Annotated in this window: 13 protein-coding genes; 9 read left to right on the plus strand and 4 right to left on the minus strand. The window is 72.4% G+C overall.

Annotation, left to right across the window (positions count from 1 at the left end; translation table 11 throughout):
• Nucleotides 1-48 precede the first annotated feature (48 nt).
• On the minus strand, nucleotides 49-1,629 hold the full coding sequence (locus tag ACIPW5_RS14155) for an amidohydrolase family protein (RefSeq protein WP_401244437.1): 1,581 nt from the start codon (nucleotides 1,627-1,629) through the stop codon (nucleotides 49-51).
• 2 nt (nucleotides 1,630-1,631) lie between these two features.
• Complete coding sequence (locus tag ACIPW5_RS14160; RefSeq protein WP_401244439.1) at nucleotides 1,632-2,912, minus strand: amino acid deaminase; 1,281 nt, start codon at nucleotides 2,910-2,912, stop codon at nucleotides 1,632-1,634.
• A 389-nt stretch (nucleotides 2,913-3,301) separates the two neighbouring features.
• Here ACIPW5_RS14160 and ACIPW5_RS14165 point away from each other — a divergent pair, with 389 nt between their 5' ends.
• Nucleotides 3,302-3,709, plus strand: a complete 408-nt coding sequence (locus ACIPW5_RS14165) for a RidA family protein (protein WP_401244441.1) — start codon at nucleotides 3,302-3,304, stop codon at nucleotides 3,707-3,709.
• A gap of 74 nt (nucleotides 3,710-3,783) precedes the next feature.
• Here the strand turns inward: ACIPW5_RS14165 and ACIPW5_RS14170 are convergent, their stop codons facing one another.
• Nucleotides 3,784-5,115, minus strand: a complete 1,332-nt coding sequence (locus tag ACIPW5_RS14170; protein WP_401244443.1) for a M14 family metallopeptidase — start codon at nucleotides 5,113-5,115, stop codon at nucleotides 3,784-3,786.
• 137 nt (nucleotides 5,116-5,252) lie between these two features.
• The gene (locus tag ACIPW5_RS14175; protein ID WP_401244445.1) at nucleotides 5,253-6,947 is read right to left on the minus strand and encodes a chitinase; all 1,695 of its coding nucleotides are present in this window, start codon (nucleotides 6,945-6,947) and stop codon (nucleotides 5,253-5,255) included.
• Between the two features lie 371 nt (nucleotides 6,948-7,318).
• Between ACIPW5_RS14175 and ACIPW5_RS14180 the strand changes: the two genes are divergently transcribed.
• From ACIPW5_RS14180 to ACIPW5_RS14215, 8 genes are read left to right on the plus strand one after another with little or no spacing between them, the layout of a single operon-like run.
• Nucleotides 7,319-8,188 (plus strand): hypothetical protein, encoded by an 870-nt coding sequence (locus ACIPW5_RS14180; RefSeq protein ID WP_401244447.1) that lies wholly within the window; start codon nucleotides 7,319-7,321, stop codon nucleotides 8,186-8,188.
• A gap of 39 nt (nucleotides 8,189-8,227) precedes the next feature.
• Complete coding sequence (gene cpaB, locus ACIPW5_RS14185; RefSeq protein WP_401244449.1) at nucleotides 8,228-8,929, plus strand: Flp pilus assembly protein CpaB; 702 nt, start codon at nucleotides 8,228-8,230, stop codon at nucleotides 8,927-8,929.
• A gap of 7 nt (nucleotides 8,930-8,936) precedes the next feature.
• Nucleotides 8,937-10,241: a CpaE family protein gene (locus tag ACIPW5_RS14190; RefSeq protein WP_401244451.1), complete on the plus strand. Its 1,305-nt coding sequence runs from the start codon at nucleotides 8,937-8,939 to the stop codon at nucleotides 10,239-10,241.
• Nucleotides 10,242-10,244: 3 nt separating this feature from the next.
• Nucleotides 10,245-10,610, plus strand: a complete 366-nt coding sequence (locus ACIPW5_RS14195; protein WP_401244453.1) for a TadE/TadG family type IV pilus assembly protein — start codon at nucleotides 10,245-10,247, stop codon at nucleotides 10,608-10,610.
• A gap of 2 nt (nucleotides 10,611-10,612) precedes the next feature.
• Complete coding sequence (locus tag ACIPW5_RS14200) at nucleotides 10,613-10,978, plus strand: TadE/TadG family type IV pilus assembly protein (protein WP_401244455.1); 366 nt, start codon at nucleotides 10,613-10,615, stop codon at nucleotides 10,976-10,978.
• A gap of 2 nt (nucleotides 10,979-10,980) precedes the next feature.
• Nucleotides 10,981-12,327, plus strand: a complete 1,347-nt coding sequence (locus ACIPW5_RS14205; protein ID WP_401244457.1) for a CpaF family protein — start codon at nucleotides 10,981-10,983, stop codon at nucleotides 12,325-12,327.
• Nucleotides 12,324-13,262 carry a type II secretion system F family protein gene (locus ACIPW5_RS14210; protein WP_401244459.1) on the plus strand — a complete coding sequence of 313 codons (939 nt, stop codon included), beginning with the start codon at nucleotides 12,324-12,326 and terminating at the stop codon, nucleotides 13,260-13,262. Before ACIPW5_RS14205 ends, ACIPW5_RS14210 begins: the two co-directional genes overlap by 4 nt.
• A gap of 13 nt (nucleotides 13,263-13,275) precedes the next feature.
• Entirely contained in the window at nucleotides 13,276-14,181 is a 906-nt protein-coding gene (locus ACIPW5_RS14215; RefSeq protein WP_401244460.1) for a DUF5936 domain-containing protein, read from the plus strand.
• The last annotated feature ends 1 nt before the right edge of the window (nucleotide 14,182 follow it).

The following is a 14,182-nucleotide window of genomic DNA, read 5'->3' on the forward strand; positions in this document are numbered from 1 at the left end:
GCCGTTCATCGTATGTGTCGGCCGTGAACACCCGGTGGGACCAAAGTCCTAGCCCGCGAACGGGGTTCGGCGCACGGCCCGCCCGGCCAGTACGTCCGTCCGCCGCCCGTCCCGCATGACGAACCGTCCGTCGACCAGGACGTAGGGGATGCCCGTCGGCAGTGCGCGCGGCCGCTCGTACGTGGACCCGGCCGCGACGGTGTCCGGGTCGAAGAGGACCAGGTCGGCGCGGAAGCCCTCGCGGACCAGCCCCCGGTCGGGCAGCCGCAGCCGCGCCGCGGGACGGCCCGACAGGTGGGCCACGCACTCCTCCAGGGACAGCACGCCCAGCTCGCGGACGTAGTGCCCGAGGTAGTGCGGGAAGGTGCCGTACGCGCGCGGGTGCGGTTTCGCGCCGTGCAGGATGCCGTCGGAGCCGCCGGTGTGGACGGGGTGGCGCATGATCGCCCGGACGTTCTCCTCGTGGCCGACGTGCTGGAGGACGGTCGGCCCCAGCCGGTCGCCGATCAGCAGCCGCCGCGCGGTCTCCCAGCTGTCGAGGCGGGTGCCGACGTGGCCGCCGTACGCGGGGTCGTTCGTCCCGGAGATCTCCACCGACGCCCAGTCCACCGGTACGCCGTGGCAGCCGTCGGAGCCCACCACCTCCAGCGCGTGCCGGATCCGCGCGGCGTTGTCCTCGTCGCGCAGCCGGGCCAGCAGGGCCTCCGGGCCGCCCGCGTGGGCCCAGCCGGGGAGCAGCGCGGCGAGGGTGGTGCAGCCGGGGGTGTAGGGGTAGCTGTCGAGGGTGACGTCGGCGCCGTCGGCGAGGGCCGCGTCGAGGAGGGCGAGGAGTTCGGGGGCCCGGCCCTCGTTCTCCCCGAAGTTCATGGTGGCGTGCGCCAGGTGCAGGGCGCAGCCGGCCTCGCGGGTCAGGGCGAGCATCTCGGCGTAGGCGGCGAGCGCGCCGCGCCCGTACGAGCGGTGGTGCGGGCAGTAGTAGCCGCCGTACCGGGCCACGACCTTGCACAGCTCGGTGAGTTCGGCGCCGTCGGCGTACATGCCCGGGGTGTAGGTGAGCCCGGAGGACAGGCCGACGGCGCCCTGTTCCAGCCCCTCGGCGACGAGCCGGCGCATCCGGTCGAGTTCGGCCGGGGTGGCGGGGCGGTCGTCCCAGCCGAGGGCGTACGCGCGGACGGTGCCCTGGGGCACGAGGTAGGCGGCGTTGACGGCGGTGCCGTGGCCGCCGTGGGCGCGGTCGAGCCGGTCGAGGTACTCGCCGACGGTGCGCCAGTCGAAGTCGACGTCGTCCCCGGGGCCGTTCCAGCCGGCGATGGCGGTGCGCACGCCGGTCAGGGTCCGTTCGTCGGCGGGCGCGTAGGACAGGCCGTCCTGGCCGAGGACTTCGAGGGTGACGCCCTGGGCGGCCTTGGCGGAGTGGTCCGGGTCGCGGAGCAGCGCGAGGTCGCTGTGGGCGTGCATGTCCACGAACCCGGGGGCCAGGGCCAGCCCGTGGGCGTCGAGGGTGCGCCGTCCGCCGGCCGGGATCCGGCCGACGGCGGCGATCCGGCCCTCGTGCACGGCGACGTCCGCGGTGTACGGGGGCGCGCCCGTGCCGTCGACGACACGGGCGCCCCGTATGACGAGGTCCACGGCTAGAAGAAGGTCCGGACGTACTCGGTGACCGTGCCGTCGGCCTCCACGACCGGGATCAGCGGCCACTTCTCGAAGATGGTGCAGGGGTGCGACATGCCGAGCGCCACCCAGTCGCCCACCTGGACGTCCTCGGCGGAGCCGGTCTCCAGCCAGGCGTGCTGGTCGGAGAGCTTGACGACGCGGATGCCGGTGGCGGGCCGCTCGGTGCCGTCGAGGGCGTCGCGGACCAGCTCGGCCTCGGGCAGACCGAGGTCGTAGGCGATGTCGCGCTTGCCGGCGTTGACGAAGGCCTGGGTGGGGGAGGGGCGGGAGACGACCTGCGTCCAGAGCCGGAACGCGGGGCGCAGACCGCCCTCCTCGGGGACCCGGTTGAAGGGGGTCAGGCGGCCGTACCAGCCGTGGTCGTGGGAGACGTACGCCCCGGAGCGCAGCAGCTTGAGGACGGGCCGGGACAGCTCGGGCAGTTCCCCGAACACGTCGGCGACGGCGTCGAACCAGGCGGAGCCGCCGGCGCTGACGACGATCTCCTCGACGTCGGGGCCGAACCGGCCGGCCTTGTCGAACTCGGCGGCGAGACCGGTGAGCCGGCGCAGCCAGGCGTGCACCTTCTCCGGGTCGGCGTCGGGCACCTCGGCCTCGTAGCCGGCGATGCCGACGAGGCGCAGGGTGTCGGTGGCGGCGACGGCGTCGGCGACGGCCCGGCAGTCCTCGTCGGTACGGGCCCCCGTGCGCGCCCCCTCGCCGGCCCCGAGCTCGACGACCACGTCCAGCACGGCGCCGCGGCCCTGGAGGGCCCGGTCCATGAGCCGGACCCCGCGCACGGAGTCGACGTAGCAGACGAACCGGAAGCCGGGGTCGGCGGCGAGCTCGGCGGCGACCCAGCGCAGGGCGGCGGGGTCGACGAGCTCGTTGGCGAGGAAGATCCGCGGGATCCCGAAGGCGCGGTAGACGCGGGCCTGGTGGGGCACGGCGGCGGTGATGCCCCAGGCGCCGTGGGCGAGCTGGCGCTCGAAGAGCTGCGGGGCCATGCAGGTCTTGCCGTGGGGTGCGAAGGCGAGGCCGTGGCGGGCGGAGTACTCGCCGAGCACGGTGAGGTTGTGCGCGAGCGCGTCGGCGTCGAGGGTGAGGACGGGGGTGGTGAACCCGCCGGTGTACAGGTCCCGCCCCTGCGCGGCGAGCTCCCCGACGGTGAGGCCGGCCGCCTGGGCGTCCGGGGGCAGGCCCTTGAACCGGTGGTCGACCGGTTCGCCGGCGAGCCGTCGGACTGCGTCGCTGCCCATGGGGTCCTCCTGGGGTGGTGCGGTTGCGCTGCGCGGTGTTCCTGTGGTCTAACACCCTGCACGACGAGGGGTCAACGTCCCCCGGTTCCGCCCGGGGGTGGGGCGGCCGCTGCGCGGGGCCGTCCCCTACCCGCCCTTCAACCGTTCTCGCCTCAATCGCCGGCGAGGCTATTTACAGCCCCGCCGGCGTTTGAGGCGCGGGGTCTGGGGCGGAGCCCCAGGGAACGGGCGAAGGGCGGGTAGGGGACCTAGGCCCCGCGCAGCGGGAGCGGCGGCGGTAGCCCGTCCTCGCGAACCGGTTGAGGGGGCGTCACGCGGGGGCCGCCCCGCTGACACCATCAGCGGGGGGAAACACCCCCCGTACCGGAACGAACGCAGAGGACCCCGACGTGAGCGAGAAGACCGCCGTCACCCCCGAGTCCCACCCCGCCCCGCCCGCGAAGTTCTCGCACGGCGTCCGCAAGGGCAACATCTTCCAGGTCGCCGGCCAGGTCGGCTACCTGCCGCACGTCGAGGGGCAGCCGCCCACCACCGCGGGGCCGACGCTGCGCGAGCAGACCCTCCAGACGCTGGAGAACGTCCGCTCCGTGCTGGAGGCCGGGGACGCGAGCTGGGACGACGTGGTGATGATCCGCGTCTACCTGACCGACACCGGCCACTTCGCCGAGATGAACGAGATCTACAACACCTACTTCGACGAGCAGGGCGTGAAGGTTCCCGCCGCCCGCACCACGGTGTACGTCGGCCTGCCCGCCGGGCTGCTGATCGAGATCGACGCCCTGGCCGTACTGGGCTGAGCCGAGCCGCAGGCGAAGGGGCGCCCCCCTGGCGGTGGGGCGCCCCGGCTCGGCCGATCGCGAGGGTCAGAGGGTCAGGCGCAGTACTGCGCTTCCTTGCCGATCGAGCGGTACATGCAGTCCGCGTTCTCCAGCAGCTGGAGCACCGCTTCCTTGTTGCGCGCGGTCTCGCGGTCGATCACCTCGTCGGGCGGGTAGAAGCCGCCGCCGCCGTTCGCCGGGTACATCTCGAAGGTGTAGGCGAAGATCTTCTGGTTGCCCCACAGCCAGTCGTCGATCGTGCCGTCCGTGATGTACAGGTCGCTCGACTGTTCGGGCGTGTAGCCGTTGCTGGCGGCCATGCTCGTGCCGATCTTCTTGTACACGGCGAGGTCGTCGGCCGTCAGGCCGGGCGCGGTGTCGTTGTAGGTGTAGCCGAAGGGCCACAGCACCAGTTCGCTGTACGTGTGGAAGTCGATCGCGGCCGTGATCTGCTGCTTGCCGCCGACCACCCGGCTGCGGACGAAGTCGGAGACGACCTTGACCTCGGGGGCGGACTCGGCGGCCGGCCCGCGGTAGGTCTCGGAGCTCTTGCTGGTGCTGGAGCCGCCGCAGCAGCCCCACTTGTAGTTCCAGTTGCGGTTCTCGTCCGTGCCGACGTACGAGGAGCCGCTGTTGGGCTGGCGGTTCTTGCGCCAGGAGCGGTAGGAGCCGGTGGCGATGTCGTACTCGCCGCCGTCCGGGTTGAGGTCCGGGATGATCCAGATCTCGCGCTGGTTGATCATGTTCGTGATCCGGCTCTCGCTGCCGTACTTGGAGCCGAACTCCTTGAGCAGGTACAGGGCCATTTCCACGGTCAGGTGCTCGCGGGCGTGCTGGTGGGCCGTGAAGAGCACCTCGGGTTCGGCCTCGTCCGTGCCGACGTTGTCGCTGATCTTGATGGCGATGAGGTCGCGGCCCTCGTACGACTTCCCGATGACCCGCTTGCTCATGATCCCGGGGTACTGGGCGATGCGCTGGTCGATCTCGGCCTTCGCCTCGGCGTAGTTGTGGTACCGGGAGTCGGCCGACGGGAAGTCCATCGGGGTCGCCGCGACGCCGCGCTCGCCGCGGTCGGGCGGTCCGGGCAGCGGGGTCAGGGCGTACCCCAGCGCGCGCAGGGCCTTGGCCTGCATGGGGTCGGCGCTGACCACGACCGAGCGGGCGTCCACCTCGTCGATCGAGACCCCGGTGCGCAGCAGGGCCGTGCGTTCGGCGGCCGTGGCGGGGCCCTGGATCTCGTACTGGGCGATCGCCTCGTCCTGGGTGGCGGTGGACGGGGTGGGCGGCGGTGCTGCCGTCGCGCTCATGCCGTAGGCGGGTGCGCCGAGCGCGAGCGCCAGCAGGGCCGCCGTGACGGCGGCCCTTCGGCGGGTGTGGAGCCGCATGCGTTCTCCTGGGTGGGAGTGTGGGGGTAGCCGTGCGGACGCGCACAGCGTGCTCTTGTGGCATGTCCCGGTCAATAGCCCCGGAAGTATCCGGCGGGCTCACCGGACCGAATCAGCCACCCCCACACCTCTACCGCCTACGGCAGCCCGTGGACCTTGGGACCCACCGCGTTGGACCAGGTGCTACCCGCCTTGGCGTCCCAGTTGGTCGACCAGGTCATCGCCCCGCGCAGCGAGGGGTAGGTCTTCGACGGCTTGAAGGACCCGCAGTTCGTGCCCCTGGCCAGGCAGTCCAGGGCGTTGTTCACGATGGTCGGGGAGACGTAGCCGCTGCCCGCGCCGCTCGGCGAGGCCGGCACGCCGATGCCCACCTGCGAGGGGTCGAGGCCGCCCTCCAGCTGGATGCAGGCCAGCGCCGTCAGGAAGTCCACCGAGCCCTGGGAGTAGACCTTGCCGTCGCAGCCGTTCATCGCGCCGCTGTTGTAGTACTGCATGTTCACGACCGTCAGGATGTCCTTCACGGCCAGCGCGGTCTTGAAGTACCCGCCCTGCGTGGACTGCATGTCGATGGTCTGCGGGGCCATGGTCAGCACCAGGGAGGGACCCGCCTTCGCCGACAGGGCGCGCAGCGCCTGCGTCATGTAGGTCGGGTTGAGGCCGTTCTCCAGGTCGATGTCGATCCCGTTGAATCCGTACTCCTGCATCAGCGCCCAGGCGGAGTTGGCCAGATTCGTCGCCGAGGCGGAGTCGTTGACCGAGATCGTGCCCTTCTCGCCGCCGATGGAGAGGATGACCGACTTGCCGGCCGCCTTCTTCGCGGCGACGTCCGCCTTGAACTGGGCCACGGTGTAGCCGCCGAGGCCGGCCGAGTCGAGGTTGAAGGCGATGGCGCCGGGCGTGGTCGTGGCGTCGGCGAAGGAGACGGCGATGATGTCGTACTGGGCGGAGACGTCGGAGAGCTTCTGGACGGTCGCGCCGTTGTTGAAGTTCTGCCAGTAGCCGGTCAGTGCGTGCTTGGGCACCGACGGGTTCGGGTTCGGGCCGCCGCCGCCGGTGGTGGTGCCGGTGACCGGCGCCGACCGGGGGCCCTCGCCGGCCGCGTTGTACGCGCTCACCTGGAAGGAGTACGAGGTGTTCGGCGCGAGTCCGGTGACCGGCGTGGAGGTGTTCGCCACCGTCTGGACGCGCACGCCGTCCTGGTAGACGTAATAGCCGCTCGCCGCGCTGACCGCGTTCCACGAAAGGGTGAGCCCGTTCTGGCTCTGGCCGGAAACGGCGGCGCCCGCGGGCGCGCCGGGCAGGCTCGGGCCGGGGTCGGTGGGGCCCCCGCCGTCCGGGCCGAAGACGCTGAACTCGTCGGCGTAGTAGGCCGGCTGGCCGTACCAGCCGTGGGTGTAGACGGTGACCTGGGTGGTGTTCGGGCCGGTGGTGAAGGTCGTCGACAGCTTCTGCCAGCCGCCGCCCGAGCCCGGGGTCCAGGTGGACACGTCCTGGGTGCCGGTGCCGGTGGCTCCCAGGTACACGTACGAGCCCTGCACCTGGGTGCTGAGCGTGTACGTGGAATTCGGCTTGACCGTGACGGTCTGGGAGCAGCGGGCGTTGTCCGATCCCGCCGGGGTGGCCTTCAGGGCGCCCGCCCCGGTGTGGACGGGGGCGGAGGCGGAAGCGCCGCTGCCGTTCGAGCAGGACCAGTTGGCGAGGCCGGACTCGAAGCCGCCGTTGCGGACGACGTTGACGTCGGCAGCCTGGGCGGGGCCCGCCGCCAGGGCGGTGAGGCCGCCGGCGGCGAGGGTGGCGGCGAGCGGCAGGGCGAGGGAGCGTATGCGGTTCACGTGGGCTCCGTGGGGGGAGGAAGGGGAGAAGCGGAAGGGGGGAGCGGTGAGGGGGGAGTGGGGTCCCCCGCGGCGGGAACTGGCGCCAGCCAAGTTGGTCCAGACCAATCCCCGTGTCAAGAGTGTTTGCAATGTGGCTTGAAATGCACCAGGTCCCGATCCCGGTTGTCCGGGTTTTCCGCCTCCTGTGACATGTGCTTCCGGCACGGGAATCTCCAAGCCCCTGCCCTGTCAGGGGCGTCGCGGATATGGTGCTCGGGCAAGGGGGAAGGGCGCCGATCGTTTGCGGTCGCGCAGCATGCGCGCGTGCGGAAGTCCGGCCGACGGCCGGGCGAACGGGCGCCGCGCGGAGGGTGAACGGGGGGATTCGCGTGCCGACCGCCATCGCTGTCACCAGTGCCGATCTGGTGCTGCCGGCCCCCGACCGGCACACCCCCGGCGCCGCCGTACTGCACCCGCCCGCCGCGGCCGGCCTGGAGGCCTCGCTCGCCGAGACCACCGCCCTGCTGGAGCGGCACGGCCACCTCGTGACCGTCCTGCCGTCCTGGCTGCCCCCGGCCACCGTGCACCGGGTGCGCACCGTACGGGCCATCCTGGAGACCGACCGGATCGCGCTCGTCGACACCGACCTCCCGCCGCTCGGCACCGCCGTGCTGGTGCGTCAGCTGCGCCAGCTCACCGTCTGCGACTTCAGCCCCGGAGTGATCGCCTCCGCCGCCCGGCTGCTGTCCCACTACATCCACGCGGGAGCCCTGCTGGGCTCCGTCGCCAAGCTCGACCGGATCCCGGTCGGCCTCAAGGCGCACGCCCGCTCCTGGTCGCCCAGTGCCCAGTTCGCCGTACTGGCCCACCCGTCGCCGCACCTGGCCCGGCTCGGCACCGCCGCCACCGGGGTGATCCCGCCCGGACCGGCCTTCGCCACCCACCTCACCTTCGCCCGCGGCCAGCTGTCCTCCGACTGGGTGGCGGCCGAACTGGCCCCCGCCTGGCAGGTGCAGGGCGTCATGGAGAACCCGCTGCCCGAGGACTCCGCCCGCTGGTGGGCCACCCCCAAGCTCGTCGAGTTCGCCGCCGCCATCCCCGACGTCTCCGTCCTCTACCAGCTGGTCTCCTCGGTGCGCCGCGAGGAGTGCGGCTGGTGCGGCTTCGAGCTCATCGGCGACCGCTGCGGATTCTGCGCCGCCCCCCTGGCCGCACCGCCGCCCGAGGTGCCCGCCGCCCGCTCCAGATCCGGATCCTGACCGCCCGAACGAACGAAGAACGGCGAGGTAGTACGGCTCATGAACTCACGCCAGCGCCGCGGCGTCATCCTGCTCCTGCTGTCGGTCCTGTGCGCCCTCGCCGCCTTCGCCGGGGTCCTCGTCGTCATCGGCGACGTCAACTCCAAGGTCGGGGCCGAGGTCATCGCGTACCGCGTCAAGGGCGACATCGCACCGTACAGCGCCCTGACGGCCGGCCAGTTCGAAGAGGTGAAGGTCCCCAAGCGGTGGCTGTCGGACACCGCCGTCGACGACCTCGGCGCCCTCCAGGGCAAGATCGCGCTCACCACCCTGAAGAAGGGCTCGCTCCTCCAGAGCGACATGTTCGTCGACAAGCCGCAGCTCCAGGCCGGGGAGCAGGAGATCGCCATCATGATCGACGCGGCCACCGGCGTGGCCGGCAAGATCACCTCCGGTGCGAAGGTCAACATCATCGCCACCTTCAAGGGCGCCAAGGAGACCGACCCCGCCCGCTCGGTGATCATCGTCGCCAACGCCCGCGTCCTCGGCGTCGGCAAGCTCACCGCCCTCGACAAGGACAGCGACCGCAAGGGCCCCGCCGAGGCGGTCCCGATCACCTTCGCCCTGAACACGAAGGACACCCAGCGCGTCGCCTACGCCGAGTCCTTCGCGGAGCACGTCCGGCTGGCCCTCGTGGCCCCCGGCACCGACTCGGCCCCCGGCCCGGCCGACCGCACGTACACCCTCGACGGGGACAAGTGAGGCGCGGATGACCACTCGAATCCTCCCCGCGGCCGGCGACCCGGACGCCGCCCGCTCCATCACCGCCCTGCTCAGCCAGCTGCCGGACGCCGAGCCCGCCCCTCCCGTCCCCGACTCCACCTCCCTCCTCGACATGCTCGGCCGGATGGCCGCCGAGTCCGTCGACGAACTCCCCGAGGTCGTCCTCGTCCACGAGCGCATCGGCCCCGTCCCCGCCCTGGAACTCATCCGCGAGGTCGCCCTGCGCTTCCCGGCCGTGGGCGTGGTCCTGCTCTCCTCCGACGCCGGCCCCGGCCTCTTCTCCGCCGCCATGGACTCCGGCGCGCGGGGCCTGATCACCCTGCCCCTCTCGTACGAGGAGCTGAGCGCCCGCGTCCAGGCCGCCGCCCTGTGGGCCGTCGGCGTACGCCGCCACCTGGGCGGCGGCGCCGAGGTGTTCACCGGCCCGGGCGGCCGGGTCGTCACCGTCACCGGGGCCAAGGGCGGCGTCGGCACCACCTTCACCGCCGTCCAGTTCGCCCTCGCCGCCGCCGCCTCGGGGCGGCGCACGGCCCTGGTCGACCTCGACCTCCAGGCCGGGGACGTCGGCTCCTACCTCGACGTGCAGTTCCGCCGCTCCATCGCCGACCTCGCCGGCATCCAGGACATCTCCCCCCGCGTCCTCCAGGACGCCGTGTACGAGGACCGCACCGGCCTCGCCCTGCTGCTGGCCCCGGCGGACGGGGAGCGGGGCGAGGAGGTCGACGAACGCGCCGCCCGCCAGGTCATCGGCGCCCTGCGCGCCCGCTACGAACTGGTCGTCGTCGACTGCGGCACCCAGGTCACCGGCGCCAACGCCGCCGCCGTCGAACAGGCCGACACGGCCGTACTGGTCACCACCCCGGACGTGGTCTCCGTACGGGCCGCCAAGCGGATGGTCCGGATGTGGGAGCGGCTCCAGGTGCGCAAGGCGGAGGACACCGCGGTGGTCGTCAACCGCTGGAGCAAGCACACCGAGATCCAGCCCTCCCTGATCGAGAAGATCACCAAGACCCGGCCGGTCCGCACGCCGGTCCCCGCCGCCTTCAAGGAACTCCAGGCCGTCGTGGACGCGGGCCGGGTGCAGGACCTCGACAACCGCTCGACGGTCAAGCAGGCCCTGTGGGCGGTGGCCGGGGAACTGGGGCTCCTCTCGGCCCCCGACAAGGCGCCGGTCCCGGACCACCGGCGGGGCACCGTCCCGGACCACCGGCGGGGCACGGGCACGGGCTCGGCCCTCGCCGTCCGGGCGGCCGGCCCCGTGGCCCGGCTCCGGCGCGGCCGGGAGGGCTGACGCGTGCGCCGGGGGCGGTACCGGGGCGGGGACCGGGGACAGGTGGCCCTGGAGTTCGTGGGCATGGTGCCGCTGATCCTGCTGCTCGTGGCGGCGGTGTGGGAGTGCGTACTGATCGGCTACGCCTTCTCCCTGGCCGGGAACGCCGCCGACGAGGCGGCACGGGCCGGGGCGGTGCACGGTGCGGGGGCCTGCCAGACGGCCGCCGGGGAGCACATCGCCCCGGCCTGGGGCATGTCGGCCGAGTGCGGGGAATCCGGAGACGTGTTCAAGGCGACGGTGAAGCTCAAGATCCCCGTCCTCTACCCGGGCCTGAACTTCGGCGAGATCACGGGCGAGGGCGGCGCGGCGATGGAGCGGGAGGAGTGAACGTGAGGAGAGGCAGCATCCGCTCCGACCGGGGGCAAGTGGCCCTGGAGTACATCGGCTTCGTGCCGATCCTGCTGTTCGTCGCGCTGTGCGGGATCCAGCTGGGCTGGATCGCGTACGTCCACGAACAGGCCGACACCGCCGCCCGCACGGCGGCCCGGGTGGAGGCCCGCAAGGGCTCCGGCGGCGCGGCCGCCGGCCAGGCGGCGGTCCGGGGCGGACTCACCGCCGACGTGGCCATCAGCAAGAGCGCCGACGCCGTCACCGCCACCGTGACCATCCCCATCAACTCGATCGTGCCCGGCCTGTCCGTCGACCCGGCCACCGCCACCGCAGTCATGCCCAACGACGACCCGAAGGGACCGTGACCATGAGCCTGCGTTCCCGGGTCAACACCCCCGACGACCGCCACAGCCCCCGCGAGGACGGCCGGCTCGTCTCCTCCTACCGCACCAAGCTGCTGGAGGAGATCGACCTCGCCGAGATGTCCGCGCTCGCGCCCGCCGAGCGCCGGGCGCGCCTGGAGCGCGTGCTCGGGCACATCATCAGCCGCGAGGGCCCCGTGCTCTCCACCGCCGAGCGCGCCCAGCTGATCCGCCGCGTCGTCGACGAGGCGCTCGGCCTCGGCGTGCTCGAACCGCTCCTCGAAGACGCCTCCATCTCCGAGATCATGGTCAACGGCCCCGACCAGATCTTCGTCGAGCGCTCCGGCCGGGTCGAGCAGCTCCCCATCCGCTTCGCCTCGCACGAGCAGCTGATGCAGACCATCGAGCGCATCGTCTCCACCGTCAACCGGCGCGTGGACGAGGCCAACCCGATGGTCGACGCCCGCCTGCCCAGCGGCGAACGCGTCAACGTCATCATCCCGCCGCTCTCCCTCACCGGCGCGACCCTCACCATCCGCCGCTTCCCGCGCGCCTTCACCCTGCACGAGATGATCGCCCTCGGCTCCCTCGACGAGCAGATGCTGCTCCTGCTGTCCGGGCTGGTCCAGGCGAAGATGAACCTGATCGTCTCCGGCGCCACCGGCACCGGCAAGACCACCCTCCTCAACGCCCTCTCCGGACTCATCCCCGAGGGCGAGCGCGTCATCACCATCGAGGACTCCGCCGAGCTCCAGCTCCAGCAGGCGCACGTCATCCGCCTCGAATCCCGGCCCGCGAACGTGGAGGGCAAGGGACAGATCACCATCCGCGACCTCGTACGCAACTCCCTGCGCATGCGCCCTGACCGCATCATCGTCGGCGAGGTCCGCGGCGGCGAGACCCTCGACATGCTCCAGGCCATGTCCACCGGCCACGACGGGTCCCTCGCCACCGTCCACGCCAACAGCTCGCAGGACGCCCTGATGCGCCTCCAGACCCTCGCCTCCATGTCGGAGGTCGAGATCCCCTTCGAGGCGCTCCAGGACCAGATCAACAGCGCCGTGAACGTCATCGTCCAGCTCACCCGCTTCGGCGACGGCTCGCGCCGCATCACGGAGATCTCCATCCTCGACTCCCACGGCCGCGAGCCGTTCCGGATCACCACCGTGTGCCGCTACCTCGCCCAGCCCATGGGGGCCGACGGGCGCGTGCACGGCTACTTCGCGTACGCCCCGCTGCCCCGCCGGATCGCGGAGCGCCTCTACATGAGCAACCAGCCCATCCCCCAGGCCTTCGGGGTCGCCCCGCCGGAGGACCACCTCGACCCGCTGACCTCCCGGACCGTGCTGTGACCAACCTCGTCCTCCTCACCCTCGGCGCCACGCTGCTGGCGGGCCTGCTCGTGTCCCTCGGGGTGCACGCGTACTCGGCCGGGCTCGCCCAGCGCGCGGCCCTCATCGACCGGCTCTCCGCCGAGGGCGCCCCCGAGGCCACCGGCCGCAGGCGCCGCTTCCAGGGCCTCGACCGGCGCCTGCGCAGGACGGCGCTGGGCAAGCGCATCGAACTGAAGCTGGCCACCACCGGCCTGGACCTCACCCCCGGCGAGTTCTTCGCGTACGTGCTGATGGCCGTCGCCGGGACATGGCTGATCGCCTCCTCCCTCCTCGCGCCGTTCTTCGGCCCGGTGGCCGGACTGATCGGGCTCTGGGCCGCCAACGCCTTCCTCAACTGGCAGCGGGCCCGGCGCACGGAGCGGTTCATCAACCAGCTGCCCGAGCTGGCCCGCATCCTCGCCAACGCCACCCAGGCCGGACTCGCCCTGCGCACGGCCATCGGGATCGCGGCGGAGGAACTGGAGGCCCCGGCCGGGGAGGAGCTGTCCCGGGTCGCGGACCGGCTCGCGGTCGGCCACTCCATCGAGGAGGCGCTCGGGGAGATCGTGGAGCGGCTCCCCTCCCGCGAACTGGTCGTCCTCGTCTCCACCCTCGTCCTGTCCGCGCGGGCGGGCGGCGCCATCGTCGGCAGCCTGCGGAACCTGACGGTGACCCTGGAGCAGCGCAAGGAGACGCGCAGGGAGATCCGTACGCAGCTCTCGCAGGTCACCGTGACCGCGTACCTCGTCCCCGCGATCGGCCTCGGCTCGCTCCTCCTCGTCGACCTGATGATGCCCGGCGCGCTGGACCGGATGACGGGAGCCTGGATCGGACAGACGGCGGTCCTCATCGCGCTCGGCCTCTTCACCCTCGGGTTCGTCCTGATCCGCCGCATGTCGAAGATCGACGTCTGAGGGGCCGGCCGCCGTGACGCACACCTACCTCCCCTTCCTCCTGGCGCTGGCCGCCGCCCTGTCCGTCTTCGGGATCCTGTACGGCGTCCGCCTCTACCGCGCCGACGTCAAACTCCCCACCGACCTCGCCCTCGCCCTGGAGGTCGGCGCCACCCGCACGACCGCCGTCGGCTCGCTCGTCGACCGCATCGGCATCCGCTGGGCGCCGCTGGTGCTGCGGCTGATGGGGCCCAAGCAGGTGGCCCGCAAGCGCCGCCAGATCGACATGGCGGGCAACCCGGCCGGCCTCACCATCGACCGCTACGCCGCCCGGCGCGCGGTGTACGGGTTCCTGGGTGGCCTCGGCGCCCTCGCCATGCTGATGAACGGCAAGCTCGTCCCGGCCCTCCTGATGGTCGCCTTCGGGCTGTTCTGGATCGAGGCCGGCCTGTGGTCGGCGATCCGGATCCGCCGGGACGACATCGAGCGGACCCTGCCCGACTTCCTCGACGTCCTTGCCGTCGTCGTCAGCGCGGGCCTCGGCTTCCGCCAGGCCCTGGAACGCGTCGCGTCCAAGTACGAGGGCCCGTGGGCGGACGAGGTCCGCATCACGCTCCAGCAGATGGACATGGGCGTCAGCCGCCGCCAGGCCTTCGACGAGCTCCGCCGCCGCAACGACTCCGAGCAGGTCGCCCAGTTCGTCACCGCCCTCCAGCAGGGCGAGGAACTGGGCTCGCCGATCGTGGAGACCCTGATCGCGATCGCCGAGGACATGCGGCGCACGGACGCGCAGAACGCCCGCCGCCGGGCCGCCCGGGCCGTCCCGAAGGCCACTTTCGCCGTGACGATGTTCATGCTGCCGGGCACGCTCATCCTCCTCGTCTGCGGCTTCGTCTACGGCGCGAACGTCGACTTCGGCGCCCTGCTGGGAGGCGGCTGAC

The organism is Streptomyces sp. NPDC090077 (genome assembly GCF_044747545.1).
Taxonomy (GTDB): domain Bacteria; phylum Actinomycetota; class Actinomycetes; order Streptomycetales; family Streptomycetaceae; genus Streptomyces.

Coding starts and splice junctions, on each gene's coding strand:
- cpaB (WP_401244449.1), top strand. CDS start 8,228: ATGAACTCACGCCAGCGCCGCGGCGTCATCCTGCTCCTGCTGTCGGTC.
- ACIPW5_RS14205 (WP_401244457.1), top strand. CDS start 10,981: ATGAGCCTGCGTTCCCGGGTCAACACCCCCGACGACCGCCACAGCCCC.
- ACIPW5_RS14190 (WP_401244451.1), top strand. CDS start 8,937: ATGACCACTCGAATCCTCCCCGCGGCCGGCGACCCGGACGCCGCCCGC.
- ACIPW5_RS14160 (WP_401244439.1), bottom strand. CDS start 2,912: ATGGGCAGCGACGCAGTCCGACGGCTCGCCGGCGAACCGGTCGACCAC.
- ACIPW5_RS14170 (WP_401244443.1), bottom strand. CDS start 5,115: ATGCGGCTCCACACCCGCCGAAGGGCCGCCGTCACGGCGGCCCTGCTG.